The organism is Nocardiopsis sp. NPDC006832 (assembly GCF_040635885.1).
In the GTDB taxonomy this organism is placed as follows: Bacteria; Actinomycetota; Actinomycetes; order Streptosporangiales; family Streptosporangiaceae; genus Nocardiopsis.
On the sequence record NZ_JBEYLC010000078.1, the window covers coordinates 1 to 25,471 of the forward strand.

The window sequence follows — 25,471 nt, forward strand, 5'->3', positions numbered from 1 at the left end:
CGGTCTCATTCCGAACCCGGTCGTTAAGTCTCTTTGCGCTGATGGTACTGCCCTGTGGTGGGGTGGGAGAGTAGGTCGCTGCCACGGTTTTTCTTGGAAGGGGGGTCCGCTTGTTGGCGGGCCCCCTTTTTTTGTGGGTTGGTGAAGACGTTCTACCGGACGCTGTTTCCTCGTGCTCTTACAGCTGTGGTCACTATCGACATCGATAGTGACCACAGGTGAAACGGGTGCGCGGACTCCGTCAGGGGACGGGGTCCGTGACGAGGTCGGCGGCTTCGATCTCCTCGCGGGTGATCCCCAGGATGAAGGCGATGGTGTCCAGGTAGGGCACGTTGACCGAGGTGTCGGCCTGACGGCGTACGACGGGCTTGGCGTTGAAGGCCACGCCCAGACCGGCGGTCTGGAGCATGTCGAGGTCGTTGGCCCCGTCGCCGATGGCCACGGTCTGGTTGAGGGGGACCCCGGCCTCCTCCGCGAACTGCTGGAGGGTGGTGGCCTTGCCCTTGCGGTCGATGATCGGGCCGACGAGGCGGCCGGTGATCTTGCCGTCGACGACTTCCAGGGTGTTGGCCGCGGAGTAGTCGAGGTCGAGGCGTTCCACGAGGACGTCGGTGATCTGGGTGAAGCCGCCACTGACGATGCCGCACTCGTAGCCCAGGCGTTTGAGGGTGCGGATCAAGGTACGGGCGCCGGGGGTCAGCTGGATCTCGCCGCAGACCTTCTCGATGGCGGAGGCGTCCAGACCTTCGAGGAGGGCGACCCGGCGGCGGAGGGACTCCTCGAAGTCCAGTTCACCGCGCATGGCCTCCTCGGTCACCTTCGCGACCTCGTCCTCACAGCCGGCGTGGGCCGCGAGGAGTTCGATGACCTCGCCCTGGATGAGGGTCGAGTCCACATCCATGATGACCAGGTGCTTACCGCGCCGGTGCAGGCCACCGGCCTGTACGGCGACGTCCACCCCCTGGGTGGCGGACTCCATGGCCAGTTCGGCACGGAGATGGTCGGCGTTGCCTCCGGAGATCTCCATCTCCACGGAGGTCACCGGGTAGGCGGACAGACGTTCGATGCGGTCGATGTTCGCCCCGGAGCGGGCCACGCACGAGGTGATGGCGCTCAGGGCGCCGGGACGTAGTGGGGAGGCCAGCACGGTGACGTGCAGGTGCTCGTCACCGTTGGCGTTGACCCGCCCGTTCCCGTCGGCGTACTCGACGTCCATACCGAGATCGATCGCGGTCTTGTCGAGTGCGGAGCGGACTTCTTCGTAGACCCGCCGATGACTCACCCCGGGGGCGACCTTCTCGTCCACTTCGAGGACGGTCCCCAGCACCAGACGTCCACCGAGAACGACCTGTTCCAGATCGACGATGGTCACCGGGAAGACGGAAAGAGTGCTCAGCAGACGTGCGCTGATCCCGGGACGGTCATGCCCGGTCATCGTTACCAACAACGTGGATTCATCACTCATGGCATGCCCCACGGTACTCGGCCGTGGGACGCCCGGGACGGTCGGGGCACGAGGTTTTCGCAGCTCGTTCACTATGTGGACAGGTAGGCGAGTATCCAGGGCCCCGGGGGTGCGAGGCAGATCACTCGCCGCGTTTGCCCTTGCGCTTCTTCTTGACCTTCTTCGCCTTGACGTCCACCCCGCCCAGCATGCAGGTTCCGGTCAGGTGTACGACCGGGGCGTTGGGGTCGGTCACCTGATCGGTGCCGTGGAGGTCGGTGCCGCCCAGAATCGCCGAGGTGTTGTTGATCACTCGCACGCCGTGCGGCACGGTGATGTCCACTCCGCCCAGGATCACGGCGAGCTGGATGGTGACCTCGTGCCGGCTCAGTACCGCCTCGCGCAGGTCCAGCTCGACCCCGCCACAGAGGACCGACACGTTGGTGCGGGGCTCGACGAGCCAGCGTCCACGGCGTTCCGCGGCGCCGAAGACCGCCACCAGGTTCTCCGAGCCCTTGCTCTGTCCGGCGAGGTCTCGGGCGTCGCTGCCGAGTATCTCCATGCCGTCGGTGGTGCCGCTGTGGTCGGTGCCGCCGAGCCCCTGGAGCCCGGGTACCCCGGGCATCCCGGATCGGGGGAGGTCGGACACGATGGGGCCGAGTTCGCCGATGGTCTTGGCCTTGTAGAGGGTGTCGAGGCGCTCCTCGTGTTCGACGGGGCTGAGGCGGCCCTCGGCCAGCGCCTCCCGGAGCCGTTCGGCAACCTGGTCCCGGTCCGTGTCGGAAGCTCGGATGTGATCGGGCTGCATGGTGACGGCTCTCCTCCTCGGTGGGTCGGCCTGGACACGGCCGCACACTCAAGTATCGGTGTGTTCGACGAGATCCCGGATCAGGTGTCGTCCCTGGTTCGTCCCGGAGTCTCCCCGCCCCCGACACCAGGGTCCCACTCGTGTCGCCTCCGGGCCATACCCCCGTCCGGGCGCACCCTCCCCGCTCAGGGCAGTTCTATCGCCGCGTGCGCGGCGATCAGGGCGCGACGCACGACACCGTCCAGTTCCCGCAGGGCTTGGGCCCTCAGGTCGATCTGGTGGGCGTTCATGCCCCGCCCGGAACCGGGTTCGGCGAGGGCCACCACCTTCGCGAGCCTCTTCGCCTGGGCCGCGACCCGATGGGCGCGTGGTGGGTACCCGTGGGCGAGGGGCGGGGTGCCCGAGTCACCGAGGTCCCCCAACTCGCGGTGGACGGACGGCGCGAAGGAGGCCACGTCGTCCACCCCCTGAAGGAGCTCGGCGACCCGCACCAGGGTGAGTTTGAGTCGCCGTTCGGCGTCGGAAAGGTCGGGAACCTGGGGTATGCCGTCATTCGCCGGATACGGGGCCCATGAGACGCCCACGTAGGATGAACCACGTAGGTCGGCGGAGGGCACCAACCCCACCTGTCGTTCGGCGAGCTGCACCAACACACCCTCCTGCGCCTCGATCGCCGCCCGGTTGAGTTCGGCGGGGCCGATCAGCCCGCAGGGATCGCCCCAGGTGGGCAGCGCCAACCGGAACGCGGACAGGCCCAGGCCACGAAGACGTACCAGTGCGGCACGCAGCGGTACGCCGCTGTCGAAGGGCAGGTCACCGGGGGGTACTGTCCCGATCAGGTTGGGGCCGCCCCGACGTTCGACGGCGTCGACGGCGTCGTCCAACCCGACGTGGCCCGAAAGCCAGGCGTTGCCCCAGGCGACGAGTGGTGCGGACGTCAAATGCATTGCTACAGGGTAGGGCGGCCCGTGCACCGGCGTGGGACGTGAGAGAAGGAGGATGATGGACGGGCGTGTTCTGGGCCTTAACGGGGTCACGGTACGACGAGGCGGGGCGAACCTGCTGGATGGCGTGGACTGGTCGGTGCTGGAGGGGGAGCGCTGGGTCGTCCTCGGTCCCAACGGCGCGGGTAAGACGACCCTGCTGAACGTGGCCTCCAGCCAGCTGTATCCCACCTCGGGCAAGGTGGAGGTCCTCGGGGAGCACCTCGGGGGCGTGGACGTGTTCGAGCTGCGGCCGCTGATCGGGTACGCGGGCGCCTCCGTGTCCGGCCGGATCGAGGAGGACACCCCCGTCCTCGACCTGGTGCTCAGCGCCGCCTACGGCTACCTGGGTCGGTTCCGGGAGGAGTACGGGGTTCCGGACTACGGGCGTGCCCGTGCGCTGCTGGGTCACTGGGGGGTGGGCGAGCTCGCGGACCGCTTCTTCCACACCCTGTCCGAGGGTGAACGCAAACGGGTGCTGATCGCGCGTGCGCTGATGTCGAACCCGGAACTGCTGCTCCTGGACGAACCCGCGGCCGGGCTGGACCTGGGTGGGCGAGAGGACCTGCTGCGTCGTATGGGCAAGCTCGCGCGCAACGAGGACGCGCCGGCGCTGGTCGTGGTCTCCCACCACGTGGAGGAGATCCCGCCGGGCTTCACCCATGCTCTGCTGATCCGTGACGGTCGGGTGATGCGGGCGGGTCCTTTGGACGAGGTGATGACGGCGGAGAACCTGAGCGAGACCTTCGGGTTGGGGTTGAAGGTCGAGCGCGACGGCGGTCGTTGGTCGGCCCGCGCCGTCTGAGGTTCATCGCGTTTCGAGTGGACCCGAACCCCCGTCCCCTTCTCCCTGATCGCCCCGGTGGCCTCGTCGGCCCCGGGGCCCTTCTGTGAAGGGAGTGATTGGGGATGTGTTTATGGAAGAAATCCTAGGGTCCGTAATTCCTATTTCCGTCCGGATGTGGTCGTCCCGGATAGGTATGGGGTAGCGTCGTCGAACAGTGGGCGGATCGCTCTATTTCGGCGCGCTTTATGACGGGCGGCCTAGGGCGCGGTCCGCTCCCGCGCTGCCTGTCACCCCCGTCAGCAGATCCGGAGCCGCCCCAGATGTCGTCACTGAACACCGTCACCCGGCCCGACTCGGTGGAGGGTCGGTAACCGTGACCACGATCATCATCGTCGCACTCTTCGTCGCCGTCCTGTTGATCATTTTCTGGCGAAGCGTGCGTATCGTTCCGCACTCCATGGAGGACGTGGTCGAGCGTTTCGGTAAGTTCCACCGTACGCTCAGCTCGGGCTTCAACATCGTCATTCCCGGCGTCGACCAGGTGCGCGAACGCATCGACCGCCGTGTGCAGGTCGTCAGCTTCCCGCCGCAGTCCGCGATCACCGAGGACAACCTCGCGGTCGAGGTCGACTCCGCGGTGTACATCCGTGTGATCGACGCCTACCGGGCCACCTACGAGGTCGCCAACTTCATCCAGGCGGTCGAGCAGCTCACCCTGGCGACCCTGCGAAACGTCATCGGTGGCATGAACCTGGAGGGCACCCTCACCTCCCGCGACCAGATCAACCGCGAGCTCAAGTCCGTCCTGGACGAGGCGACGCGGGACTGGGGCATCGAGATCAGCCGGATCGAGCTCAAGGGCATCGAGCCACCGTCCTCCGTGCAGGAGGCGATGGAGATGCAGATGCGCGCCGACCGGGAGAAGCGGGCCCAGTTGCTCAGCGCGGAGGGTGAGAAGCAGTCGGCCGTGCTGCGCGCCGAGGGTGAGCGCTCCTCGTCCGTGCTGCGGGCCAAGGGTAGCGCCGAGGCGCTGATGCTGACCGCCAAGGCCGACGCCGACGCCCAGACCCTGCGGGCCCGTGGTGAGGCGGACGCCATCCACATGGTCTTCAAGGCCCTGCACACCAGCCGGGTCGACCCCGACGTGCTGGCCTACCAGTACCTGCAGAAGCTCCCGGAGATCGCCAAGGGCGACGCCAACAAGGTGTGGATCGTTCCGGCGGAGATGGGTCAGGCCCTGCAGGGTGTGAGCAGCGCCTTCGAACGCATCCAGAACGAGGTCGTCAAGATCCCGACCTGAGCCGGGTCGTCCACCGACCCCTCGCGTGCTCCGGCCCCGTCCCTTGGGCGGGGCCTTCGCGTGTCAGGGGCCGGGTGCGCTTGGGCGTCCGGTTCAGGTCGCACCCGACCTGATCATCGGATGACCGGCTCTCGTAGTCTGTTCGAGCCCTCGACGGTCGGGGAGCCGCGGAGCGGAAGGTGGGGCGATGGAACTCTGGGAGGCCGTTGCCATTCTCCTCGCGGGGGTGGCCGCCGGCGGCATCAACGCGATCGCGGGGTCCGGGACCCTGTTCACCTTCCCCGTGCTGCTGGCCCTGGGCTATCCACCGATCACCGCGACCATCTCGAACAGCGTCGGCCTGGCACCCGGGACCCTCAGCGGCACCATCGCCTACCGGCGTGAACTGGCCGGGCAGCGGCCGCGGCTGATCAGGTTCGGTGTCATGTCCTTCTTCGGCGCGCTGACCGGTGCGACGCTGCTGGTCTATCTGCCGCCCGGGGTCTTCGAGTCCGTGGTGCCGTTCATGATCGGCGGCGCCTGCGTGCTGATCGTCTTCCAGCCCAAGATCACCAAGTGGGCCAGGGCGCGCAAACCGGCCCACGAGAACGGTGGGATCCTGATGCCCATCGGTGCCTACGGCGCGGGTACCTACGGTGGCTACTTCGCGGCGGCGCAGGGCATCATCCTCATGAGCCTGTTGGGTTCCACCCTGGACGACGACATCCAGCGGCTCAACGCCCTGAAGAACGCCCTCGCCACCATCGCCAACAGCACGGCGGCCGTGTTCTACATCGTGTTCGCCTCACCGGCGTGGCCGGTGGTCGCACTGCTCGCGGCGGGGACGATCGTCGGTGGTTACCTGGGCGCGAACTTCGGCCGCAGGCTCAGCCCGACGGCGTTGCGCGTCATCCTGGTGATCGTGGGCCTGTCCGCCGCCGCACAGATCATCATGGGCAGGGTATGACGCCCTCGGCGCCGCCCCCGCCGGTGGATCAGGCCCGGAAGTAACCGCGGCGGTCGGCGTCGTCGATGAGCGCGGTCGCGTACGATCCCAGCGCCTCGGAGCCCTCCGCGATCAGCTTCACCTTGGTCATGATCTCGGACCGGGTGACCCCGAACCGCACCCAGGCGCCGCCCTCGTTGTGCCAGTTGGCGAGCATGGGGGACAGCCGGTCGATGGCCCGGGCGAAACGCGCCTCCGCCGTCTGTCGGGCCTCGAACTCCTGCCACAGCTCGTGGGCGAGTGCGGCCTGGTCCTCGGGCAACAGGGGGAAGATGCGTTCGGCGGCGGCACGCTCGCGTTCGGCCTGGGACTCGGCGTCGTCGGGCTGGAAGGCGAAGGTGTCTCCGGCGTCGATCTCGACGATGTCGTGGATGGAGAGCATCTCGATGACACGGTCGATGTCGGTGCCCTCGGGCGCGTACTCGGCGAAGGTCCGCGCGCACAGGGTGAGGTGCCAGGAGTGTTCGGCGGAGTTCTCTCGGCGAGAACCGTCCACCAGCAGGTTCCTACGTAGGACGCGCTTGAGCTTGTCCACTTCCAGGATGAAGCGCAGCTGAGCGTTCAGCCGTTCGTTGTCGACCCCGCTGGCAAAGACCGGTGCCGGTTCCGTCACGTGGTTCGCCCTCCTGATGGATGAACGGATCAGGTGGGACCGCTGGCGCGGTCGCCACTGGATGATCCCATGGAACGCGTGCCGTCTGTCGCCCCGACGACGGGGAGGCGGCTTGGGGGGAAGGAGGCGGCGTGCCCCCGATGAACGTCGGGGAGCGGCCGTGTTCGTGGTGTGGCCGGCCCCGAGGTGTCTTCTCTCAGTGTGCCCGATCCATCCGGACCTGTGGTGAAACGGGCAGGTGCCGATGGAACCATTCGGTCAGCGCTCGGTCGGCCAGGACCCCGGCCGGGGTGAGCGGTCCGGGCTCCAGGCCGGGCTCCGGTCCGATGGAGTGTGCCAGGTCGGGCACCACGATGTGACGGAGCGCATGTTCGTGGCCGGGGGCGTCGATGGTCCGACCGAGCTCTCGTGCCAGGTCGTCGTGGAACGCCCGTCCGTGGCCGGGTGGAGACACCTCGTCCGCGCCTCCGCCGACCATGAGCAGCGGGGTGTGGTTCCGGGCGATCTCCGGGGCCCGCGCGTTCATGTCCAGCCATCCGCGGGTGCGTTGGGCCCGGGTGTTCCAGCGGTAGGGGGTGCCGGTGCGGCGTTCGCGGGCCGCCATCAGCAGGGTCGGGTCGACGATCGGGTTGACCACCGCGGCGGCGCTGGTCGGGAGGCCGTTCTCGGCGAGGGTCAGGAGCACGGCGGTGGCTCCGGCCCCGACGCCGACCAGGCCGGTCGGGACGTCGGCGATGGGCAGGGACGACCGGAGTTCGGCGTCGACCTTGCGCAGTTCGGCGGCGGCCTCTTCCACCACGGGGCCGAAGAGTTCGACCAGGTAGTCGCGTTCACCGCGCCGGTTGATCTCGGGGACGCCGCCTTCGGGCAGCCGGGCGCCGAACAACGGCAGCCCGAGGTAGACCCGCCATGCCGGGAGCGCCGCCATGGGGATGGTCCCGGCGAGGGCGGATTCACTGCGGGGTGGTTCGAAGGCGTGCAGGCCGATGACGAGTGGGGCCGGTGCGGGGGCCGCCACCGCCGGGGGCAGGGCGAGGAAGGGCACGCCCGCGGCGGTCCCGGTTGTCGGTGCTTCGATGGCCGGCGCGTCGACTACCACGGATGGTCGCCTCCGTTGCGTTCGGAGAAGTGGGACAGGTAGCTGCTGACGAGGCGCTTGGCCTCGTACACCAGTGCGGCATCGCCTTCGGGGTTGTCACGGAAGGCGAGCTTGAGGACGGCGTCCGCCGCTTCCACGGATACGTGGACGGCTCTGTCGAGTTCATCGTTGTCGGGGAGGCCGGTGACCGAGACGATGATCTTGCGCAGGCGCACGGAGATCACCCGGTTGTTGTCGCTGCCACCGCTGAGGAGACGGGGGTCGACGATGTCACCGAAGTGGAGGCTGCGAAAGCCGGGCACGTTACGGTGCATGTCGATGTACTCGTCGATGATGGTATCGACGGCCCCGGTCCAATGGCTGAAGGACGCGTCGGCGAGTCGTTCGGTGACCCGGGTGCCGAACTGGTCGAGGAAGCGCAGTCCGAGCGCCTGGGTGATCGCCTTCTTGTCCGGAAAGAACTGGTAGACGGAGCCGATGGCCACGCCCGCCCGTTCGGCGATCCGTGTGGTGGACAGGTTGTCGTAGCCGACCTCGTCGAGGAGTTCGGCACAGCAGTCGAGCATGCGTTGGACCCGGACCATGCTGCGCTGCTGGGCGGGGAGCCGGCGTAGTGGTGCCTGCGCGAACGCGAGTTCGTCGTTGGCGACTCTGGCGGGTCCACGGCTCTCACGCTGGGAGACGGCCCCGTCGGTCGGCTCCGGGGAGCGTCGCGCGCGCGGGGGTGTTGAGCTTCGGGAATTGGTCGTCACGTCTCCTATGATGCCTTTTCGGATTCACCTGGTTCCGGGGAAATTCCAGTTTCGTTCCGAAGTTCCGTGTGGACACTTGTCCGATTCGGGTGATTCATTCGTTCTTCCTGGTGAGAGCGGGTCGAGAGAAGTGGTTGAAACTTGTCCTATTCGGCCGACTTATCGCTTGTTGTCGCTGTCGGTAGTCGGATTGTCGCTTCACGGGTTCAAGTGGGTGGATCGTCCTTCAGTGTGCGCCGGGACGCGACCCCGCTGCAACCGTTTGCAGTAGATGCATGGCATGGTGGGTCCGAGCCCGCACATCCACCCCTCCAGGAGGTCCAGGCATGACCACGGCCATCCCCGACACCACGGCGGAGGAACTCGACGCCGTCATGGAGCGCGCGTCCGCCGCCGCGCCCCTCTTCGCCGCACTCGCCCCCACCGACCGCGCCCGCGTACTGCGTGCGGTCGCCGACGCATTGGACGCCGCCGCCGAGGACCTGGTCCCGATCGCGATGGCCGAATCGCACTACCCGGAGGCGCGATGCCGCGGTGAACTGGGGCGCACCACGTTCCAGATCCGTCTGTTCGCCGACGTGCTGGAACAGGGCGAGTACCTGGAGGCCATGGTGGACTCCGCCGACCCGGAGTGGGGCACCCCCCGACCGGACCTGCGCCGTGTCCTCGTCCCCCTGGGTCCCGTGGTGGTGTTCGGGGCGAGCAACTTCCCCTTCGCTTTCTCCACCGCCGGCGGGGACACCGCCTCCGCGCTGGCCGCGGGTTGTCCCGTCGTGGTCAAGGCCCACCCGGGTCATCCGGAACTGGCCCGCCGCACCACCGAGGTGGTCGTCGCGGCCCTGGCCGACGCGGGCGCGCCCGAAGGGGTGTTCGCGCTGGTCTTCGGATTCGAGGCGGGCAAGGGCGCGGTGACCCACCCGCACACCCGCGCGGTCGGCTTCACCGGGTCCATCCCGGGCGGGCGTGCCCTGTACGACCTGGCGGTTTCCCGCCCCGACCCGATCCCCTTCTACGGGGAGCTGGGCAGCCTCAACCCGGTCTTCGTGACCCGTGCGGCCATGTCCGCTCGCGGCACCGAGGTACTGGAGGGCTACGCCGGCTCGGCCACGATGGGCTCGGGCCAGTTCTGCACCAAGCCCGGGGTCGTGTTCGTCCCCGAGGGAGCGAAGCTGGACGCCCTGGTCGGTGACCTGGAGGGCCGTGCGGCGGCCCCGTTGCTCAACGACCGGGTCGAGGAGGGCTACTCGCGCGGGCTGGACGACCTGTCCGGGCACCCGGCCACGGAGGTGCTGGTCCAGGGGCGGCGGACCGGTGAGGGGTGGACGCCGAGCCTGTTGCGCACCGACCTGGACTCCCTGCTGGAGCACTCCGAGGCCCTTCTGACCGAGTGCTTCGGTCCCGCCACACTCGTGGTCACCTATCCCGATGAGCGGCGGCTGCTGGAGGTTGGCGGTGCCCTGCAAGGGCAGCTGACCGTCACCGTCCACGGCGAGGAGGACGACCCCATCGCCCCCGCCCTGCTGGCCCTGGGCGCCTCGGTGGCGGGTCGGGTGATCTGGAACGGCTGGCCGACCGGGGTCGCGGTCTCACACGCCATGACCCATGGCGGTCCCTACCCGGCCACGACGGCGCCCGGGCACACCTCGGTGGGCACCACCGCGATTCGTCGGTTCCTGCGTCCGGTCACCTACCAGTCGGTGCCGGACGCCCTGCTGCCCGCCGCGCTGCGGGACGGCAACCCGCTCGGTGTGCCCAGGAAGGTCGACGGCGGATCACCGTCGGTCTGATGGCCTCGCACGGTGGTCCGGGTCGCGGCCCGGACCACCGACTCACTCCGAGTCGTACTGCTCGCGGAAGGAGAGGCAGGCCTCCCTCTCCCGGTCGGCCATGGGTTCGATGAAGACCATGCCCAAGATGATGAGCGCGGCCGGAGCGAACTCGAACAGCGTCCAGGTCTCGGCCCCGGAGCCGGCCATCTCGATCAGGGGGCGGACGGCGAAGGCGGCCGCGGCGACCAGCAGCGGCACGAACCGGTAGGTCGGGTTCGACACGTAGACGAGGTGGTCGATCATGTGTCGGGCGGTCCGGTTGACCTTCTCGTCCGGACCAGGAGCCCCGGAGACCGCCTGGCGTCGGGCGATGGCGTAGCGCACCGGATCGGTCTCGGGTGACGCGGGCATCACGCGAAGGATCGAGTACGCGGCCAGTCCGGACAACACGGTGACGGACAGGGCCATGATGGCGACGGCGCCCGGGACCCAGCCGGGGACGCCGGTCGGATCGGTCAGGTTCGGGGCGGTCAACATCGCGGCGAGGAGGAGGGCGATGACCCCGGCGCCGGCCCCCCAGAGCGCGGAGTGGGCCACCGGGTGGTGCTGGGCGTGCAGCCGGAGTCGGGCCTTGGCCACCTGCCCCGAGGTGGGATCCGAGGACGGAACGGAGGCGTACGAGTTGTTCCAGAGCGGGGAGGTCATGGCGCTCACACTACGGAGCCCGGCACGGCGCGCACCATGCACGGAAGTCAGGAACCCGAACCGGAGTTCCCGAACTTTCGTCAGGTCCGTCCCGACGACCTGTCGTCGGAGGAGACCGTCCCCTAGGTTGCGAAGACCGACCGTATTCGCACCACGCCCCGAGGTTGTCTCCATGACCCAGGATCCCCACGCCCTCGTCGACGCCCTGCCCAAGGTGGAACTCCACGTCCACCTCGAAGGGTCGATGCCCGCCGAGACCCTTTTCGAACTGGCGAAACGGCACCGGGTCGATGGTCTCCCGGACACCCTCGAAGAACTTCGGAATTGGTACGAGTTGGCCAACCTAGGCAAAAGCAGTTCAGTTCGGGTCTAAGAGTGGCCCCGGTTCCCCGGGGCCCGGTGGATTCGCGGCTACGCGGCCCGGAGCGGGACGTCCTCCGCCGCGTCCGGAAGGGACACGGCGTCCCCGAAGTGCTCCCGGAGGTCGTTCTCCGTCCAACCGGCGGCCCGAAGGGTGTCAACCTCCGTCGGATCGATTTCACGGGCGTTAGGCATGGCGTCCCCCTGGCGTTCGATGGTGTCCACGGTAGAGACGTCCGAACGGGTCACCACGTTGTCCGTGTCCGTGGTCGTGTCGGCCTCGTCCGGCATGACGCGGTAGACCGGGGACGGCCCGTGATCTTCGTTGACGAACCCACGGCCGAACGCGTCGCGGTGATTGCCGCCATGTCCCGCCGTAAGGATGCACGGGAGTCGGTCCGCTCCGAACCCTGTGGTGTACCCGCTACGGCGTACCGCGCATTGTCCCGCGTCGTTCCCGGGCTGGATTGCTGCCTGTTCGCGGGAGGTCACGCCGTTACCTCCGCACGGGTCGCGGTGGCCACGTCCAACAGCACGGCTACGCCCAACCGGTCCCGGTCAGCGCGTGCGTGCCGCTGGCGTGCCTCATGGGCCCGGTAATAGCCGCGCACGATGTCCACCGGATGACTCACGGCCTCCGCCTGGACGACGGATACGTAGTCCACCGGGACGGGCCGGAGTGTGGCGGGAAGGGCCTCGTCCAAGGGCCGACGCGGGACCGGAAGCGCGGAGGCATACCCGGGGCCCGTCGGACGAGCCGGAAGCGGGTTCGCATACCGGCGGACGCGGGCCGCGCGTGCCTCGTCCTGGACGTCCCGGCGGAGCGCACGCGGGGCCGCGTGGAGTCCATGGGAAGGACGGAGCAACCGAACGAGGGTTGCGAGCATGGCAAGTAGACTGTGCATGTTGACGCTCCCATAAAGCGTTGACCACAGCCCGGGGGTGTTACCAGCACCCGCCGGGCTTTGCCGTGTCGGCATGCGTGACATTACCGCAACCGTTCAGTGCTGTCTATCGAGTTCAGACCTTCCCGCCATGGGACGATAACGACATGACGACACCGCTCCCCAACGGGTACGGGCCGGACAGCCGTCTTAAGGAAGGCCCGGAACCGAAATACGTCCAGCTTGCGGCCGTCCTAGCCGCTCGAATCGCACGCGGGGACTTCCCGGAGGACACGCGGCTTCCGAGCGTGGCGCAACTGCAAAACGAGTTCGGCGTCTCGCGCGGCACCGCACAGCGGGCCGTGTCCGTCCTCGCGGAGCACGGGCGTGTACGGGTGTCGAACGGTAAGGGTGCGTGGCCGGTCCACGAAGATTGAATGCCGGGCCCGACACGGGGAAGTGTGCCGGGTCCGGCCCTTGTCCGCGCCACGAGAACGGCGTGCGCGGAAGCTCGTTACTTACCGGCTTGGTCGTACCGGTCTCTGTCCGACGGGCCCGTGATCCCGTGCGTGTCACAGCCGAACGGGCCTTCCAACTTCCCGCACCCGGTCCAGCCACATTGCCGCCGGTACACGCCGCCGTCGTCCTCTATCCCCGCCGGGAGATTTGGGTCGCCGCTCACTCCGCGCCCTCCGCGTCGGTGAACCGTGGCCAGTAGTACCGCCGCCACGGGGACGGCAAGGGGTTCCCCGCCATAAGCCACGCGTGGAGCGAATCGAACCGGGTGTCCGACTCCACGAGGGACCGGCGGAGGTCCATAAAGTCCGCCCGTGCGTCGTCCAGCATGCGCGCAAGCTCGTCCTTGGTGGCCCTGGACGACGGGTCCGCCCATTCCCCCGCCTCCGGCCGGTCCCGGAGTGTCCCGGACACAACGTCGAACAGGAAGTCCGCGTACCCTTTCGGGTCCTTCACCGGGTCCGGCACTACGCCCTCGTCGTCTCTCACGTGTCGTCCTTCCGTCGAATCGGTTGCGGCCAGTAGCGGACGGCCCGGTCCCGGCGGGGGAGTGGCCCCGGCTCCGCCGGACGCGGCGGGGGAATTCGCGGAAGGCGGGGCCGGGTCGCGGTTAGTACGGACCGCCGGGCCTCCGGCTCCGGCTCGTCCTCCGTGTCCGCCACAGCGGAGCCCATCGGAGCGGGCCGGTCCGCGCTGTCGTTCTGCGGGTTACCGGACGGACAATCCGTGTGTGCCAGATGCCCGCGAACTTCCGTTTGCCAGCATCGGGGACACGTCCACATGCTCACGGGGGCCGCCTCCGGGAGTCGTCTGCAATCGGCTGTGTCCAGCGTCCCGAGATCGCATGTCCGGCGGAGTAGCCCAACTGTGGGCCGCGCTGTGGGCCCCTCCTTCACAATGGGGACCATGACCCCCGAAAACCTCCCCGCGTTGCTCCGCCGTCTACGCACAGGCCGTGGATGGTCGCAAGCCCGACTAGCGGACGCGCTGTGTTCGGCTTCCGGACGGCCCACCGTGACGCGACACGACGTGTCCAGGTGGGAACGAGGCAAGCGCGTCCCCCGCGCGTGGCTCCCATACCTCGCGGAGGTCCTGGACGTTCCCCGGGAACGGCTGGAATTCGCCACGGTCACGGACACGGGGCCCGAACCGACGGAGACGCTGGCGTCCCTGCTTCCGCCGGGGGACGCGTTGGCCCCGCTGGCCACGCGGAGCGGCCGGAGGGTCGGGCAGAGTACGGCCGTTGATTTCGCGACCCGCGCGCACGGCCTCCGTCTGGCGGACGACGTGCTAGCTGGCGGGGACCTCGTCGGCCCCGTCTTCCGGGAACTAGACGCGGCCGTCCGCGTCCTCCGAGAGTCCACACACACGAACGAGGTCCGGCGGGAACTCCTCCGGGCCGTGGCGGAGCTTGCACAGATTGCAGGCTGGACAGCGTCCGACGCGGCGGACCCACGCGCGGAGCGGACATACCGTCTTGGGCTGGACGCCGCGCGGGAAGCCGGGGACCGGCCGCTAGCGGCACAGTTGGCCGGGTCCCTTGGCTATCACCTGGTCAACAACGGCCGCGTACCGGAAGGGGCCGCGCTGTCAGTCGCGGCCGTCGCGGAGGCGGGCCCTGACGCTCCGGGGAAGACACGGGCGTTGTTCCATGACCGGGCCGCGTGGGCACAGACACAAGCCGGGGACGCGCAAGCCGCTATGCGTTCGTTGGGGGCCGCTCACGAGGCACTAACGGAGGACAGCGGGGACGCTCCCAATTGGGCCTACTGGGTCACGGAAGCGGAGCTAGACGTCATGGACAGCCGCGTCTATACGGAACTCCGGCGGCCCCTCCGGGCCGTCCCCCTGCTATCCCGCGTCCTCCGGGACTACCCGGTCACGTCCACACGTGAACGAGCGTTGTATGAGTCGTGGCTAGCAGTGGCCTACGCGGACGCCAACGAGCCGGAGGAATCCGCGCGCGTCGCGGCCCACGTGATCGCACTGTCCGGAGACGTGGCGTCCGCGCGTACGTCCGACCGGGTCCGGGTCGTGCTGTCGCGGCTGGCGGAATACCGGGCCGTCCCGGAGGTTCGGGAAGTGCTCGACTCTGTCTAGCCGGGCCCGCGTCTTGCCGGTCGCTCACGGCGTTCCGCCGGAACGTCGTCGTTCCGATCGACCGGAACGGAACGGAACGGAACGCGTCGGAACGACCTCCGGCCTTCCGGAACAAGACTGGTTTCCGTTCCGGAGCGGCCGGAACAGGTTTCCGGAACCGGAAAAGATCATCGGAACGGAACGGAAAGCCTTCCAGAACGAGCGGAAACCCGCTGGTCAAGCGCGTCCCGTGCGTTCGTCCTCGTCCTCCTGGACGACGAGGACGAGGGCCGGCCCCGTGCCCTAGGTGAGTCCAAGGGAACGGTTCCGTTCCGCCATGGCCGCGTCAATGGGCTCGTCCCCGTCGGCCACAGTCGCCACCGTTCGCGGGTAGCCGGAACCGTTCGGGCACGTGCACACTCCCGGCGGCCACGAGCCGCGCGCGTGGGAGACAGCGGCCCCGCACGAGGCCGCGTGAAGCTGGACCGTCGGCACGTCGGGGGAGACGCCCAACTCCGGGAACAGTGCTTGGTAAAGCGGGAGCACGTCCGGGACCGCCACCGGCGGAGCGGAGGCGGACGCGGCGTGCTTGCGCCGGAGCGGCTTCACGCGGCATCCCCTCCGGACGCCGCTCGTGCGCGCTCCCAACGAGCGGTAGCCGCTCGTGAAGCGCGGAGGCTGGCAGCGGAGCGCGCGGCGTGGCCGGACTCTGCCTGTCCCATGGACGCGGCATCCGTCCCCGCGTCTGCCGGGAGCATGGAGCGGAGCACGGCCCACGCGGCGGCCCGCTGTTGGCGGGCTTCCGGCACAGCGGGATTCACCACCAGTTGTCCGGCGGAGCCGGGGACCATGACGCCGTGCTCCCGAACGGCGGCGTCCAGCCGCTCCGCCGCGTCCAGGTGTTCACCGGCCAGTGTGAGCGCGGCGTGCTGTGTCTCGTCTAGTTCGTACTCCGCTTCATAGCTGGCCACGAGCCGCGCGGACGCCGTCGGATAATCGCTCACTGTGCCTACCTCCTTACTCATGTTGGAAAACCAGGGCTCCGCCGCATGCGCAGCGCGTTTAAACCGCTAACCCCCGCCGGACGCTGTCCCCCGGCTTAGGGGGTCCCTCCCCACCCTGTGGACACCGCGCGCTCACAGCCTCCGCCGTCCGCCACGTCGGCCACGGACAAGCCACACGCGTGACAACGCGCGGATCTCTTCCCATACCGAACTGTGAGGCTGTTGTCCTTCCGGGGTCGCGTCCAGCGCGGCGAACACGCGGAGCACAGCGCGCGCGTCCGCGCTCACGTCGCGGCCCGGCGGAACGACAGCCGCTGTCGCGATAGCCTCCGCCGTTCTATGCGCGCGGGCACACGGGGACGCGCAATAGGCGTACGGCTTCCCGTTGGCCTGTGTACCTGGCGTCACGCGGTAGCTACATCCGGGGCGTAGACACACGGGGGCCGGGGCCTTGTCATAGGGCATGGGGTGGTCCTTCCAGGAATGCCACAAGGGCCCGGCGGCGTATGGCTTCCGGGCCCTCGTGGGTGTGTGATGGGAGTGGTTACCGCTGTTCGCGGGTGTCGGCCTTCCGCTCCCGGGCCACGGTCACCGCGCGACCCATGTCGCTACCGAGCTTGTCCGTGTCACTGGAGAACGGGGACCGCTCCGTGTACGCCAGCCGCGCGGCCATGCTGTCCAGCTCGTGAAGCACGCCGTTATACGTGGGCCGGTTGCTTCCTCGTGCCGCGTTGTCAGGGTGGAATCCCGTGTGTGACAGCTTGGCAAGATCGCTGTCCGGTTCCAGGTTCGCGGCGGCCCGCACGTGGAGCACGTGAGCGTGCATCACTCCGAGCTTCCGGCGGGCTTCCTGTGCCGCTTCCAGGGCCGCCGTCCGGGCGTCGTCCAGGGCCACGAGGGCGTCCGTCAGAATCTCCCCGGCGTGTTCCTTGTTCAGCCGCTTGATAAGCGCGCGGGCCCGGAAAGCTTCCCCGGCGGCCAGGGCGGCGGCGGTGTGCCAGTGGCGTTCTGCGCGCTCCGCGTCCTCCCGGGCGTCTGCCAGTTGGCCCGTGGCGTTGCGCTCCGCTTCCACGGGGTCCAAGCCGTCCCGGATGGCCACGCGGCCCGCCGCGTTGCGCTCCGCTTCCGCCACGCGGACGGCGGTCTGTGCCTCGTCCCGCGCTTCCTCGTACGCCTCCGCGCGGTCGGACAGCTTGTCCAACTCGTTCGCCATGGTGGCCAGTTCCGGGAACCTGTGCGCGTTCTGCCGGAGGCGGGTCACCGTGGCTTGCGCGTCCGCTAGTTGGCCGCTGGCCCGGTCCTCCGCCGTGTCGGGTTCGGCGTCCCCGTTGACGGTGTCCAGATAGCGGCCGTTACGGGTGTATCGGGTGTCGGTCGTTTCAGTCATGGGACGGCCTTCCTCTAGTTGACGTTCATGCGTTCGCGGATGGCGGCGGCCAGCTTCTCCGCGTCGGGACGGCCGTCCGCGTCGGCGGAGTCCCCGCCGGAGGTAGCGGCGGCCCCCGGAGCGGTCCCGGGCTTCATATCGCCAACACGGTCAACCGGAGCATTCCCAACGCGGATATGGGGAAGTGACTTCACCATGGCCACGGCGGCGGCGGTAATTTCTTCGACGGTTTCGCCCTTGAGAAGGGGGATAAACTCCGGCCGAATGCCGGTCTCACGACTGATACGCGCGTGCCGCGCTTCGGTCAATTCCTCCGGAGTGAACTCCGGGGATCCCGGCTTGGTGGACTCGTTATTGGACATGGAACCTCTTTCACTCCCGGGCCCGCGAAATTCACGGGGGCGATTTTGGCAAAAAAAGAACGGCCTCCGACCAACGTGGCTTTACGGATACCGCACATATCCGTAAGGTCCAACGTCGGCCGGAGGCCGGGAACGCGCTTGTCCAGTACTGATCAGAACCAGGAAACGCGTAAGTCAGTTAACGGGTGCTGTGCGGGCACCCGTGAGTGTGGAAACCGGCCCTCGTGAACGAGAACGACGGGCCGGGCCCCACTGTCTAGTTATGTGTCCGGCGGATCGCCGGGGGCCGTTCGCGGACGAGGCCCGGCGGCTCTAGCGGGAACGCCACGGGAAGCCCTGAAATCAATTCTCCGGGCCTGGAATGGTGATCCCTAATCCCTCTTGGGATTCCCCGCGTTCGGGCGTCTGTGTTGATTCTGTGGACGCACGGAGGGCGTAGGGGGCCCGGGGCCCGGTGGCGTTCGCTGGACGCTGGACGCGGAGACGCGGACGAGGCCACGGGACCGCCTCCGGCCGTTTCGCGGGACGAGGCCGGGGCCGGGGCCGGAGGCTCCACGCCCTCAGATGGACGGAGGCGGCCTAGAAATAGGGACCTCGTGTCCGTGGTGGAAAATGGAACGTTAGGGCGTCTGTGTTGATCCTGTGGACGTCAAGCGGCCATTAAGCGGAAGCCCGTGGTTTCCGACCCTTCCGCGCACGGTGTGCGTAGACACGACACTTGTCCGAACAGTACTTACGGTGTCGTCCCGTCCCCGCGTATTCGGTTTCCTGGCCACAGTGCGCGCACGTTGGAAAGTCGCGGGCGTCCACGGCGGCGGCCTCCGCTGAATCGGCCGCGTTCTGGAGTTCCCAGCAAGGATCACCCGGTCCGGCGTCCGCATTTTCACCTGTGCCGAGAGTGCAGAGTTTCTTACGCCCGCTCCGAGTAATGAAGATGTTCCCGCACAGCTCACACTTAACGCGGCGTAGCGGGCGTCTCGCGAGAGCACGGGCCGCTTGGCGGCATCGTTCCCCACACCAAAGCTCTTGGCGAGACGAAAGTTTCGCGCCACAGTGAGCGCAGGTGTCGCGGTGGTTATCGTACGTGTAGTAAGGCACACGTTCTCCGTTCGGTTGGGTGGTTACGCTTTAGGAATGACGAGTACCTAGGTTTCTATTTTCTTTAGATTTTTCTAAAGAAAATAAGAATATAGGTACTCGTCATCCTTGAAACGTAACCAAAAGGAAGCGGCCCGGCTCGTCTCCTCGCGAGAGACGGCCGGACCGCTGGTCAAGCTGTTTCTAAGCGGCCACAGGCACCGCCGCGAACCGCGCGGCCCGCTGTTGGGCCCGGACCACCACGCGGCGACAGTCACGACCGCAGTAGACCGGACGGTGTCGCGCGTGCGGGTACGCCCACGTGGCTACGTGGGAGCATCCGGGTCGCTGGCAGATAGGAACGCTGGTCATCATTGCTGTGTACATGGACGGGCCCTCTCGTCCGTTGGGGTGTACACGTGTTGTGTGTCCCGTTCGGGGAAACGTTCGCGGGAATTTCCAGAGACGTCCAGGGCGGCCCCGGAGGCGGTCCCTCCGCGTGTCTGTGGCCGCTCCACGGGGTCCGCTGGCCTCGTCCCTGGCCATCCCTCCGGCCCCGCTCCGGCGGAGGCTCCACGGAGGCCACAAGGCCGGAGCGTTCGCGGGGACAAGCTCCGCGACCCGGAGGCGGCCCGGACATGACAAGGGCCCCGCTCCCGACAAGGGAACAGGGCCCGGGGGCCGGAGGCCGGTTACCCGCGCGTGGCGTGCTCCGGGTCACCGGTCGCGATCGCGTCGGCCTGCCTCGTCCAGCGGTTCGCCTCCGCGTCTGACATACGGCCGTCGGCCACGAGGGTTCCCACGAGGTCCCCGACGAGTAGGGAAAGCCCGTTAATCCGGTCGGTGTCGTTCACAGCGTCTCCTAGGGGTTGATCGGTACTGGTCAAGTTTGGGGCCGGGGCCGCGCTACGCGGCGTCGGCCAGGGACGCGGACAGCGCGTCCGCCGCGTCGGCGTACTCGGGGTTCTCCACGGCGATAGTGACGCGGGACGGGTCGAAACCGTGGCGTCCCCGTTGGCCACGAGCAACGGCCACAGTGACGCCCATGTCTTCCAACAGGGCACGCTTGCCCAATCCGTCGGCCCGCTCCCAGACGTCCGCGTACGTCTCTCCTGTGGCCACACGGACCACTTCCCGGGGCTTGTCTCGCTCCGCCACGAGGGCGGAGCGTCGGGCGTCAAGCTCCGCGACCCGGGCCCCCAACACAGCGGCGGACGCCGGGGACGCCTCGATTGCGGTCGTGAGACCTTCCAAGGCTCGTTCGGTGTCGGCTAGTTCCGCTGTGACGTCGTGGCCGCGTGTGATCTCGTCTCGGTACACGTGGAGTCCGTAAAAGGTCTCCCGGAACCAACGGTCAACGTGCTCGTCCAGGTAATCCGCGCGGACCGTGGTGCACGACTTGTACGCGGAGCATCGGTAATACCGCCACGACCGGCCCTTGACCGTGGACCGGCTGTGGTGCATAGGGCCCTCACAGACACCGCACCGGGCCGCGCGGGACAGTGGGCTGTCCGTCTTCGCGGGACGCTTGCGCGTGAAGCCACGGGACGCTAGGGCTTCCCGCACGGCGTGCCACGTGGCCGCGTCAAGGACCTCGTCCGCGATGACGTCAAGGGAACCGTCCGGCCGGTAGCACTCCGCCGGGGGAAGACGCTTGACGCGGGGCCGTCCCTTGGAGTCCAGCACGGGCCTACCGTCCGCGTCCCGTACTTCTTCGCGTGGGTACTTGGTGCGGATTCCCCGGAGGGCCGGGGAAATAAGCATGGTGCGGAGGGTCGCGGCCGTCCAGCGCGCGGGTTTGGGGTCGCGGCCCGCTACCTTGGCCGCGTGCATGCGTGGCGTAGGAATCTTGTGGCGGTTGAGCCATGCTACGAGGTCCGCCACGGTCTGTCCGTCGATGCTCCGGCGGGCCAAGTCGCGGACGGTGTCGGCGGTCTCCGGGTCGATCTCTAGGAACGCTCCGCCGTTTCTCCGAACGATGCGGTACCCATACGGGGCGTTGTTGTTCACGCGGCCGGAGGCCAGAACCTCCGCACGGGATTCCGTGGTCCGTTCGCGGATACGGTCCCGTTCCAGTTGGGCAAGCCACGCGAACAGCCCAATCATGTTGTCCGCGTTGTGCGGGGTGATCTCGCCATCCGCCGTGACCGGCTTGACGCCCGCACCCTTGAACGTCTCCACGAGGTCCAACAGGTGCGACGTACGGCGGGACAGTCGGTCAAGCTTGGCGGAGACGACGTAATCCAGGTGCGGAAGGTCTGCGAGTAGCTCCGCCATACCGTCCCGGTCCTCCGGCGGGACGGCCCCGGACACGTTCTCGTCCACGTAGACCTTGTGGACCTTCCAGCCGTTGCGTTCGCACAGGTCGCGGCACAGGCGTTCCTGTGTGACGACGGAGACGGACGCCTGGTCAGCGTGTGAGACACGGATAGAGATTGCGGCAACGGGCACGGCGGAGCCTCCTAGCTGTTCCTAGGCGGCGTTGTGTGTCCCGGAGGCCCAAGCGTTCGTGTGGGTTATCCGTGGTACGCCTTCACCGACTTCCCGCACTTCGTCGAGGTCTACCTGGCGTCGGTGCGCACCCTGCGGGAAGAGGCCGACTTCGCGCTGTTGACCTCGGTCGTCGCCGAGAGGCTGGCCGCGCAGAACGTCCGCTACGCGGAGGTCCACGTGAGCCTGTACACCCACCTGATGCGCGGGGTGCCGGCGAAGGTGGTCTTCGACGGCATCGAACAGGCCCGGATCGAGGCCGAACGCGACCACGGCGTCCAACTCAGGTGGATCCCCGACTTCCCCGCGGACTTCGGGCCGGAGTCCGCCGAACGAACGGTGGCGGCCGTGCTCCGGGACGGCCCGTCGAGCGTGATCGGTCTCGGGGTGGGCGGGGTGGAGTCCCCGCTGGAGCCCTACGCGGAGGTGTTCGGACGGGCCCGGGCCGCCGGTCTGGTGAGCCTGCCGCACGCGGGCGAGCATGGTGGACCGGTACGGGTCCGTGAGGCGTTGGACGTGCTGAAGGCGGAGCGGATCGGGCACGGCATCGACACCATGAAGGATCCGGAGTTGGTGGCCCGCCTGGTCGACGAACAACTGCCCATCGACGTCAGTCCCACCTCCAACCTGCGAACCCGCGCCGTGGAGCGGATCGAGGACCATCCCCTGCCCGCCATGCTCGACGCGGGGCTGTTGGTCACCCTCAACAGCGACGACCCCACGATGTTCGGCAGCGATCTGACCGGTGAGTATCGGATCGCCCATGACCTGCTGGGCGCGGCCGGGCCGGTGCGCTTGGCCCGCAACGGGGTCGAGGCCTCCTACCTGGGTGCGGCACGCCGTCGTGCGCTGCTGGCGGAGATCGACGCGGTGGCCGCCCGGCACGGAGTGTCCTGAAGGAGGCGGGCCCGTCACCCTCCCTTCAGGACATCGGGACCGCGGGCTCAACGGGACGGCCCGTAGGCGAGCCGGCGCAGCGCCACCTCGGCCGGCCCGCGCCTGTTCCGGCGGCGCATGAGGTCGGCCAGCAGCGCGGTGGTCGTCCAGACCGCGACGGCGATGCCCACCCCGACGACCGGCGACGTGTGCTGGATGTGGAGCGTGTAGGAGGAGAACAACACCGCCCACGCCACGGACTGGGCGAGGTAGAAGGTCATGGAGCGTTGCCCGAGCGCGGCCAGGGCGTTGGTCGACGGCCCTCGTGGGCCGGTCGATCGGGCGGCGACCAGCGCGATGAGCGCCGCGTAGCCCAACCCGCCCGCGTACCCGGTCACCTGGTGCAGCGGGGTGATGACGAGTACGTCCAATGGGGTCGCGTCGGTCCACACACCCGCTTTGGTCAGGGCCAGTGGCAGTCCGCCCAGGACAGCCACGGGGACACCGACGAACGCGGTCGCGCGCAGCAGCCGCAGGTGTTCGCCCGGCTGTTCCAGAACGCGGTGCCGGCCGGCCAGGACCCCGAGCAGGAACGGGACGATCGTGCCGAGGAACATCATCACGAAGAGGACCGCGAACAGCTCCAGACGGAAGAAGAGCTCGTTCACGAAGCCGTCGGGCATCGGTGGCGGGCCTGAGCCGGTCATGGCGTCGTAGGAGCCGACCAGCGCGTGGACGGTGGCGGCCACGGGCAGCCAGACCAGGGCGAGGATCACCAGGGTCCGGTCGCGGAAGCGGAGCACCCCGACCAAGAGCAGCGCCACCAGACCGTAGACGGCCAGGATGTCTCCGGGGAAGAGCAGGACGGCGTGCGCCAGGCCGAAGACGACCAGCCAGAGGCCGCGTCGACGCAAGAGGCCGCGGGTTCGGCGCGGTTCGTGCCCCTGTTCGCTTCGGCGACGGTGGATCCATGCGAGGCCGTAGCCGAACAGCGCCGCGAACATGGGGTGGCCGCGCAGGTCCACGAACGCGACCGTGCCGGCGGTGGTGATCCGGTCGGCGATGGTGAGCGGGTTCTCGGGGCCGCCGATGAGAACGGTGAACAGGTGCGCGTGGGCGAGGGCGATGACCAGGAGCATGACACCGCGGGCCAGGTCCGGGGCCAGGGAACGATGATCGGGGGGTGGCGGGCGGTCCGTGGCGCCCGGGACCCGTGGTCCGGGCGTGGTCGTGTGGGACATGGTGGGCTCCGAAAGGGGCCGCGGTCTGTGCGGCTCGGCGGACGTTGTACGCGTCAAGGTCGGATTCTCATGGGTGGCGCATCGTGTGCGTACAAGATAAACAGGAAGAGTAGTCGCTGTGAACCCTATTTTTCCATGTAATTGCAGGTAAATGTACTAGTGCACTGGGCGTGAAAGTAGGTTTCCGAGGGAGGGCGAAGCGGTGCTCCGAGGTGGTTCACGAGTGCATGTGCACTAGTACACTCTGGAGTCCGAACGGAGAATGGCCGAAAGGGGCCGGCGATGTCCACGACCTCGGGACGAGGAATCCCGCCCTACGCGCGGGTCTTCGTCGACATCCGGGCGCGTATCGACTCCGGAGAACTCCGGCCCGGTGACCGTGTGCCCTCCACCCGGGAGATCACCCGGGAGTGGGGGGTCGCCATGGCCACCGCCACCAAAGCGCTGACGGCGTTGCGCCGAGAGGGGTTGGTGGAGGCGGTGCGCGGGGTCGGGACCGTGGTGCGGGGCGAACCAGACTCGGAACCGGCCCCGAAATCTGCTTCCGCTCTGGAGGGGCACGAACCCGAACGGCGGCGTGAACGCCGCTCCCGGACCGAACCCGCACTGACCCGTGAGGCCATCGTCGGTGCCGCCATCACCGTCGCCGACGCCGAGGGGATCGAGGGGCTGTCCATGCGCAGGGTCTCCTCGGAACTGCGGGTGAGCACCATGGCCCTGTACCGCCACGTCGCCGACAAGGGCGAGCTGATGACGGCGATGATCGACCGTGTCTACACCGATGCCGCGCTCCCCGAACCGCCGCCCGACCACTGGCGGGAGGCCCTCGAACTGGCCCTGGTCGCTGAGTGGGGGATCTACCGCGAACATCCCTGGGCCATGCGTTTGACGATGATGGCCGGCGCGGTCGTGTCACCGGGGCTGATGAGGAACGCCGAGTGGATGATGAGGGTGATCACCGACCAGGGGCGCTCCGCCGACGAAGCACAGGAGATCCTCGTCTTCGTGTCCGCCTACACCTCCGGTATGGCCCTTCAGGCCACGCGGGTGGTGCTGGAGGACCACGAGTTCGGGATGGACGCCGATCAGTGGTGGCGCTCCCGGGCCCCCGAGTTCCTGCGTCTGGCCGCCGGGGGCGGTTTCCCCGTCATGTTCAGCGTGTCCGGGCCACTCGACGTCGACGGCATCTTCGAGGCCGGTATGAAACACCTGCTGGACGGGCTCACACCGCGAATCGAGGGCACCGCGACCCCGTGAACCGGGCCGAGGCGCCGGTACCCGGCGACGGATACCGGATGCCGGGTACCGGTAAATTAAAAAATGATGATGTGACAATAAAAAAAATAGCTGGATTTTTAGGGATAGATGTTAATGAGTTGGTAGATTATAAATTGACTACTAAATTTCTAAATAAACTAAACTTTTGGTATGAGTCAAATAAATATAGAAAGTTAAGTGAAATATTACCTCAGTCTTTCTTAGATCAATGTAAAGGTCAAATAGAATATATTACTGACTTCCTATGTGAAAGGGCTAGAAATTATTTAAGTTCTGAAAAAGGTGAACGTGATATTTATGAAATGTTAGACACAGGGTCGTTAAGTGCGTCAACGTCGAATAGTACGTCAATCCAAGCGAGCGAATCCGTAAGTACAAGTAAGAAGTTATCAGAATCAGCGAGTACGTCGATGTCTGATAGCGCATCAATAAAAGCGAGCGAATCCGTAAGTACAAGTAAGAAGTTATCAGAATCAGCGAGTACGTCGATGTCTGATAGCGCATCAATAAAAGCGAGCGAATCAGCAAGTACAAGTAAGAAGTTATCAGAATCAGCGAGTACGTCGACTTCAGATAGTGCATCAACATCAACGACACAGAGGTCGCTAGACCTGATCGGTTCCATCGCCGCCGAGCACGACAACCGAGCCTGAACATGTTGCTGGAGTTCCG

At 67.6% G+C, this 25,471-nt stretch carries 24 protein-coding genes and 2 pseudogenes; 10 read left to right on the forward strand and 16 right to left on the reverse strand.

The features are described from left to right. Positions 1-241: 241 nt before the first annotated feature. The 3 genes from serB to ABZ717_RS25470 all read right to left on the reverse strand — a co-directional run bounded on the left by serB (position 242) and on the right by ABZ717_RS25470 (position 3,199). Positions 242-1,465 (reverse strand): phosphoserine phosphatase SerB, encoded by a 1,224-nt coding sequence (gene serB / locus ABZ717_RS25460; protein WP_358514768.1) that lies wholly within the window; start codon positions 1,463-1,465, stop codon positions 242-244. A 121-nt stretch (positions 1,466-1,586) separates the two neighbouring features. Then, positions 1,587-2,252 (reverse strand): DUF1707 domain-containing protein, encoded by a 666-nt coding sequence (locus ABZ717_RS25465; RefSeq protein WP_358514771.1) that lies wholly within the window; start codon positions 2,250-2,252, stop codon positions 1,587-1,589. A 185-nt stretch (positions 2,253-2,437) separates the two neighbouring features. Beyond that, positions 2,438-3,199, reverse strand: coding sequence for a hypothetical protein (locus ABZ717_RS25470; RefSeq protein WP_358514774.1), 762 nt, complete (start codon positions 3,197-3,199; stop codon positions 2,438-2,440). Positions 3,200-3,254: 55 nt separating this feature from the next. Here ABZ717_RS25470 and ABZ717_RS25475 point away from each other — a divergent pair, with 55 nt between their 5' ends. From ABZ717_RS25475 to ABZ717_RS25485, 3 genes are all read left to right on the forward strand, one after another. After that, complete coding sequence (locus ABZ717_RS25475; RefSeq protein WP_358514777.1) at positions 3,255-4,040, forward strand: ABC transporter ATP-binding protein; 786 nt, start codon at positions 3,255-3,257, stop codon at positions 4,038-4,040. A gap of 355 nt (positions 4,041-4,395) precedes the next feature. Beyond that, positions 4,396-5,322, forward strand: a complete 927-nt coding sequence (locus tag ABZ717_RS25480) for an SPFH domain-containing protein (RefSeq protein WP_358514780.1) — start codon at positions 4,396-4,398, stop codon at positions 5,320-5,322. A gap of 187 nt (positions 5,323-5,509) precedes the next feature. Then, complete coding sequence (locus ABZ717_RS25485) at positions 5,510-6,268, forward strand: sulfite exporter TauE/SafE family protein (protein WP_358514783.1); 759 nt, start codon at positions 5,510-5,512, stop codon at positions 6,266-6,268. Between the two features lie 28 nt (positions 6,269-6,296). Here ABZ717_RS25485 and ABZ717_RS25490 read toward each other — a convergent pair whose 3' ends face one another. The 3 genes from ABZ717_RS25490 to ABZ717_RS25500 all read right to left on the reverse strand — a co-directional run bounded on the left by ABZ717_RS25490 (position 6,297) and on the right by ABZ717_RS25500 (position 8,603). Continuing rightward, a complete protein-coding gene (locus ABZ717_RS25490; RefSeq protein ID WP_358514786.1) occupies positions 6,297-6,920 on the reverse strand; it encodes an HD domain-containing protein in 624 nt (207 codons plus the stop codon). A gap of 196 nt (positions 6,921-7,116) precedes the next feature. Then, positions 7,117-8,019: an alpha/beta hydrolase gene (locus ABZ717_RS25495; RefSeq protein WP_358514789.1), complete on the reverse strand. Its 903-nt coding sequence runs from the start codon at positions 8,017-8,019 to the stop codon at positions 7,117-7,119. Next, the gene (locus tag ABZ717_RS25500; RefSeq protein ID WP_358514835.1) at positions 8,013-8,603 is read right to left on the reverse strand and encodes a TetR family transcriptional regulator; all 591 of its coding nucleotides are present in this window, start codon (positions 8,601-8,603) and stop codon (positions 8,013-8,015) included. The genes ABZ717_RS25495 and ABZ717_RS25500 overlap by 7 nt, the downstream gene beginning before the upstream one ends. Positions 8,604-9,097: 494 nt before the next feature. On the opposite strand from ABZ717_RS25500, the gene ABZ717_RS25505 reads away from it, so the two are divergent. Next, on the forward strand, positions 9,098-10,558 hold the full coding sequence (locus ABZ717_RS25505; protein ID WP_358514792.1) for an aldehyde dehydrogenase (NADP(+)): 1,461 nt from the start codon (positions 9,098-9,100) through the stop codon (positions 10,556-10,558). A gap of 42 nt (positions 10,559-10,600) precedes the next feature. On the opposite strand, the gene ABZ717_RS25510 is transcribed toward ABZ717_RS25505, so the two are convergent. Further along, positions 10,601-11,245: a hypothetical protein gene (locus ABZ717_RS25510; protein ID WP_358514795.1), complete on the reverse strand. Its 645-nt coding sequence runs from the start codon at positions 11,243-11,245 to the stop codon at positions 10,601-10,603. Positions 11,246-11,417: 172 nt separating this feature from the next. Here ABZ717_RS25510 and ABZ717_RS25515 point away from each other — a divergent pair. After that, positions 11,418-11,576: pseudogene (locus tag ABZ717_RS25515) on the forward strand (adenosine deaminase); the annotation flags it as partial. An 80-nt stretch (positions 11,577-11,656) separates the two neighbouring features. Here ABZ717_RS25515 and ABZ717_RS25520 read toward each other — a convergent pair. Then, the gene (locus tag ABZ717_RS25520) at positions 11,657-11,896 is read right to left on the reverse strand and encodes a hypothetical protein (RefSeq protein WP_358514798.1); all 240 of its coding nucleotides are present in this window, start codon (positions 11,894-11,896) and stop codon (positions 11,657-11,659) included. Positions 11,897-12,093: 197 nt separating this feature from the next. Further along, the gene (locus tag ABZ717_RS25525) at positions 12,094-12,270 is read right to left on the reverse strand and encodes a hypothetical protein (protein WP_358514801.1); all 177 of its coding nucleotides are present in this window, start codon (positions 12,268-12,270) and stop codon (positions 12,094-12,096) included. A gap of 386 nt (positions 12,271-12,656) precedes the next feature. On the opposite strand from ABZ717_RS25525, the gene ABZ717_RS25530 reads away from it, so the two are divergent. Continuing rightward, positions 12,657-12,926: a GntR family transcriptional regulator gene (locus ABZ717_RS25530; protein ID WP_358514804.1), complete on the forward strand. Its 270-nt coding sequence runs from the start codon at positions 12,657-12,659 to the stop codon at positions 12,924-12,926. A gap of 241 nt (positions 12,927-13,167) precedes the next feature. On the opposite strand, the gene ABZ717_RS25535 is transcribed toward ABZ717_RS25530, so the two are convergent. After that, on the reverse strand, positions 13,168-13,494 hold the full coding sequence (locus ABZ717_RS25535) for a hypothetical protein (RefSeq protein ID WP_358514807.1): 327 nt from the start codon (positions 13,492-13,494) through the stop codon (positions 13,168-13,170). A gap of 417 nt (positions 13,495-13,911) precedes the next feature. Here ABZ717_RS25535 and ABZ717_RS25540 point away from each other — a divergent pair, with 417 nt between their 5' ends. Next, positions 13,912-15,105: a helix-turn-helix domain-containing protein gene (locus ABZ717_RS25540; protein WP_358514810.1), complete on the forward strand. Its 1,194-nt coding sequence runs from the start codon at positions 13,912-13,914 to the stop codon at positions 15,103-15,105. Positions 15,106-15,689: 584 nt separating this feature from the next. Here ABZ717_RS25540 and ABZ717_RS25545 read toward each other — a convergent pair. From ABZ717_RS25545 to ABZ717_RS25565, 5 genes are all read right to left on the reverse strand, one after another. Then, complete coding sequence (locus ABZ717_RS25545; RefSeq protein ID WP_358514813.1) at positions 15,690-16,109, reverse strand: hypothetical protein; 420 nt, start codon at positions 16,107-16,109, stop codon at positions 15,690-15,692. 523 nt (positions 16,110-16,632) lie between these two features. After that, positions 16,633-17,475 (reverse strand): hypothetical protein, encoded by an 843-nt coding sequence (locus ABZ717_RS25550; RefSeq protein ID WP_358514816.1) that lies wholly within the window; start codon positions 17,473-17,475, stop codon positions 16,633-16,635. A 14-nt stretch (positions 17,476-17,489) separates the two neighbouring features. Next, positions 17,490-17,837 carry a hypothetical protein gene (locus ABZ717_RS25555; protein ID WP_358514818.1) on the reverse strand — a complete coding sequence of 116 codons (348 nt, stop codon included), beginning with the start codon at positions 17,835-17,837 and terminating at the stop codon, positions 17,490-17,492. Positions 17,838-19,606: 1,769 nt separating this feature from the next. Beyond that, complete coding sequence (locus tag ABZ717_RS25560) at positions 19,607-19,768, reverse strand: hypothetical protein (RefSeq protein ID WP_358514821.1); 162 nt, start codon at positions 19,766-19,768, stop codon at positions 19,607-19,609. Positions 19,769-19,820: 52 nt separating this feature from the next. Continuing rightward, positions 19,821-21,365, reverse strand: a complete 1,545-nt coding sequence (locus ABZ717_RS25565; RefSeq protein WP_358514823.1) for a recombinase family protein — start codon at positions 21,363-21,365, stop codon at positions 19,821-19,823. 60 nt (positions 21,366-21,425) lie between these two features. Between ABZ717_RS25565 and add the strand changes: the two genes are divergently transcribed. Then, entirely contained in the window at positions 21,426-22,301 is an 876-nt protein-coding gene (gene add, locus ABZ717_RS25570; RefSeq protein WP_358514826.1) for an adenosine deaminase, read from the forward strand. 47 nt (positions 22,302-22,348) lie between these two features. Here add and ABZ717_RS25575 read toward each other — a convergent pair whose 3' ends face one another. Next, positions 22,349-23,521 carry a DUF418 domain-containing protein gene (locus ABZ717_RS25575; protein ID WP_358514829.1) on the reverse strand — a complete coding sequence of 391 codons (1,173 nt, stop codon included), beginning with the start codon at positions 23,519-23,521 and terminating at the stop codon, positions 22,349-22,351. Positions 23,522-23,803: 282 nt separating this feature from the next. On the opposite strand from ABZ717_RS25575, the gene ABZ717_RS25580 reads away from it, so the two are divergent. Both ABZ717_RS25580 and ABZ717_RS25585 read left to right on the forward strand, forming a co-directional pair. Beyond that, entirely contained in the window at positions 23,804-24,778 is a 975-nt protein-coding gene (locus ABZ717_RS25580) for a GntR family transcriptional regulator (RefSeq protein ID WP_358514832.1), read from the forward strand. A gap of 53 nt (positions 24,779-24,831) precedes the next feature. Beyond that, positions 24,832-25,452: pseudogene (locus ABZ717_RS25585) on the forward strand (DUF445 family protein); the annotation flags it as partial. Between the last annotated feature and the right edge of the window lie 19 nt (positions 25,453-25,471).

Coding starts and splice junctions, on each gene's coding strand:
- serB (WP_358514768.1), bottom strand. CDS start 1,465: ATGAGTGATGAATCCACGTTGTTGGTAACGATGACCGGGCATGACCGT.
- ABZ717_RS25465 (WP_358514771.1), bottom strand. CDS start 2,252: ATGCAGCCCGATCACATCCGAGCTTCCGACACGGACCGGGACCAGGTT.
- ABZ717_RS25470 (WP_358514774.1), bottom strand. CDS start 3,199: ATGCATTTGACGTCCGCACCACTCGTCGCCTGGGGCAACGCCTGGCTT.
- ABZ717_RS25475 (WP_358514777.1), top strand. CDS start 3,255: ATGGACGGGCGTGTTCTGGGCCTTAACGGGGTCACGGTACGACGAGGC.
- ABZ717_RS25485 (WP_358514783.1), top strand. CDS start 5,510: ATGGAACTCTGGGAGGCCGTTGCCATTCTCCTCGCGGGGGTGGCCGCC.
- ABZ717_RS25500 (WP_358514835.1), bottom strand. CDS start 8,603: ATGGTCCGGGTCCAACGCATGCTCGACTGCTGTGCCGAACTCCTCGAC.
- ABZ717_RS25505 (WP_358514792.1), top strand. CDS start 9,098: ATGACCACGGCCATCCCCGACACCACGGCGGAGGAACTCGACGCCGTC.
- ABZ717_RS25510 (WP_358514795.1), bottom strand. CDS start 11,245: ATGACCTCCCCGCTCTGGAACAACTCGTACGCCTCCGTTCCGTCCTCG.
- ABZ717_RS25520 (WP_358514798.1), bottom strand. CDS start 11,896: ATGCCGGACGAGGCCGACACGACCACGGACACGGACAACGTGGTGACC.
- ABZ717_RS25530 (WP_358514804.1), top strand. CDS start 12,657: ATGACGACACCGCTCCCCAACGGGTACGGGCCGGACAGCCGTCTTAAG.
- ABZ717_RS25540 (WP_358514810.1), top strand. CDS start 13,912: ATGACCCCCGAAAACCTCCCCGCGTTGCTCCGCCGTCTACGCACAGGC.
- ABZ717_RS25545 (WP_358514813.1), bottom strand. CDS start 16,109: ATGAGTAAGGAGGTAGGCACAGTGAGCGATTATCCGACGGCGTCCGCG.
- ABZ717_RS25550 (WP_358514816.1), bottom strand. CDS start 17,475: ATGACTGAAACGACCGACACCCGATACACCCGTAACGGCCGCTATCTG.
- ABZ717_RS25555 (WP_358514818.1), bottom strand. CDS start 17,837: ATGTCCAATAACGAGTCCACCAAGCCGGGATCCCCGGAGTTCACTCCG.
- ABZ717_RS25575 (WP_358514829.1), bottom strand. CDS start 23,521: ATGTCCCACACGACCACGCCCGGACCACGGGTCCCGGGCGCCACGGAC.
- ABZ717_RS25580 (WP_358514832.1), top strand. CDS start 23,804: ATGTCCACGACCTCGGGACGAGGAATCCCGCCCTACGCGCGGGTCTTC.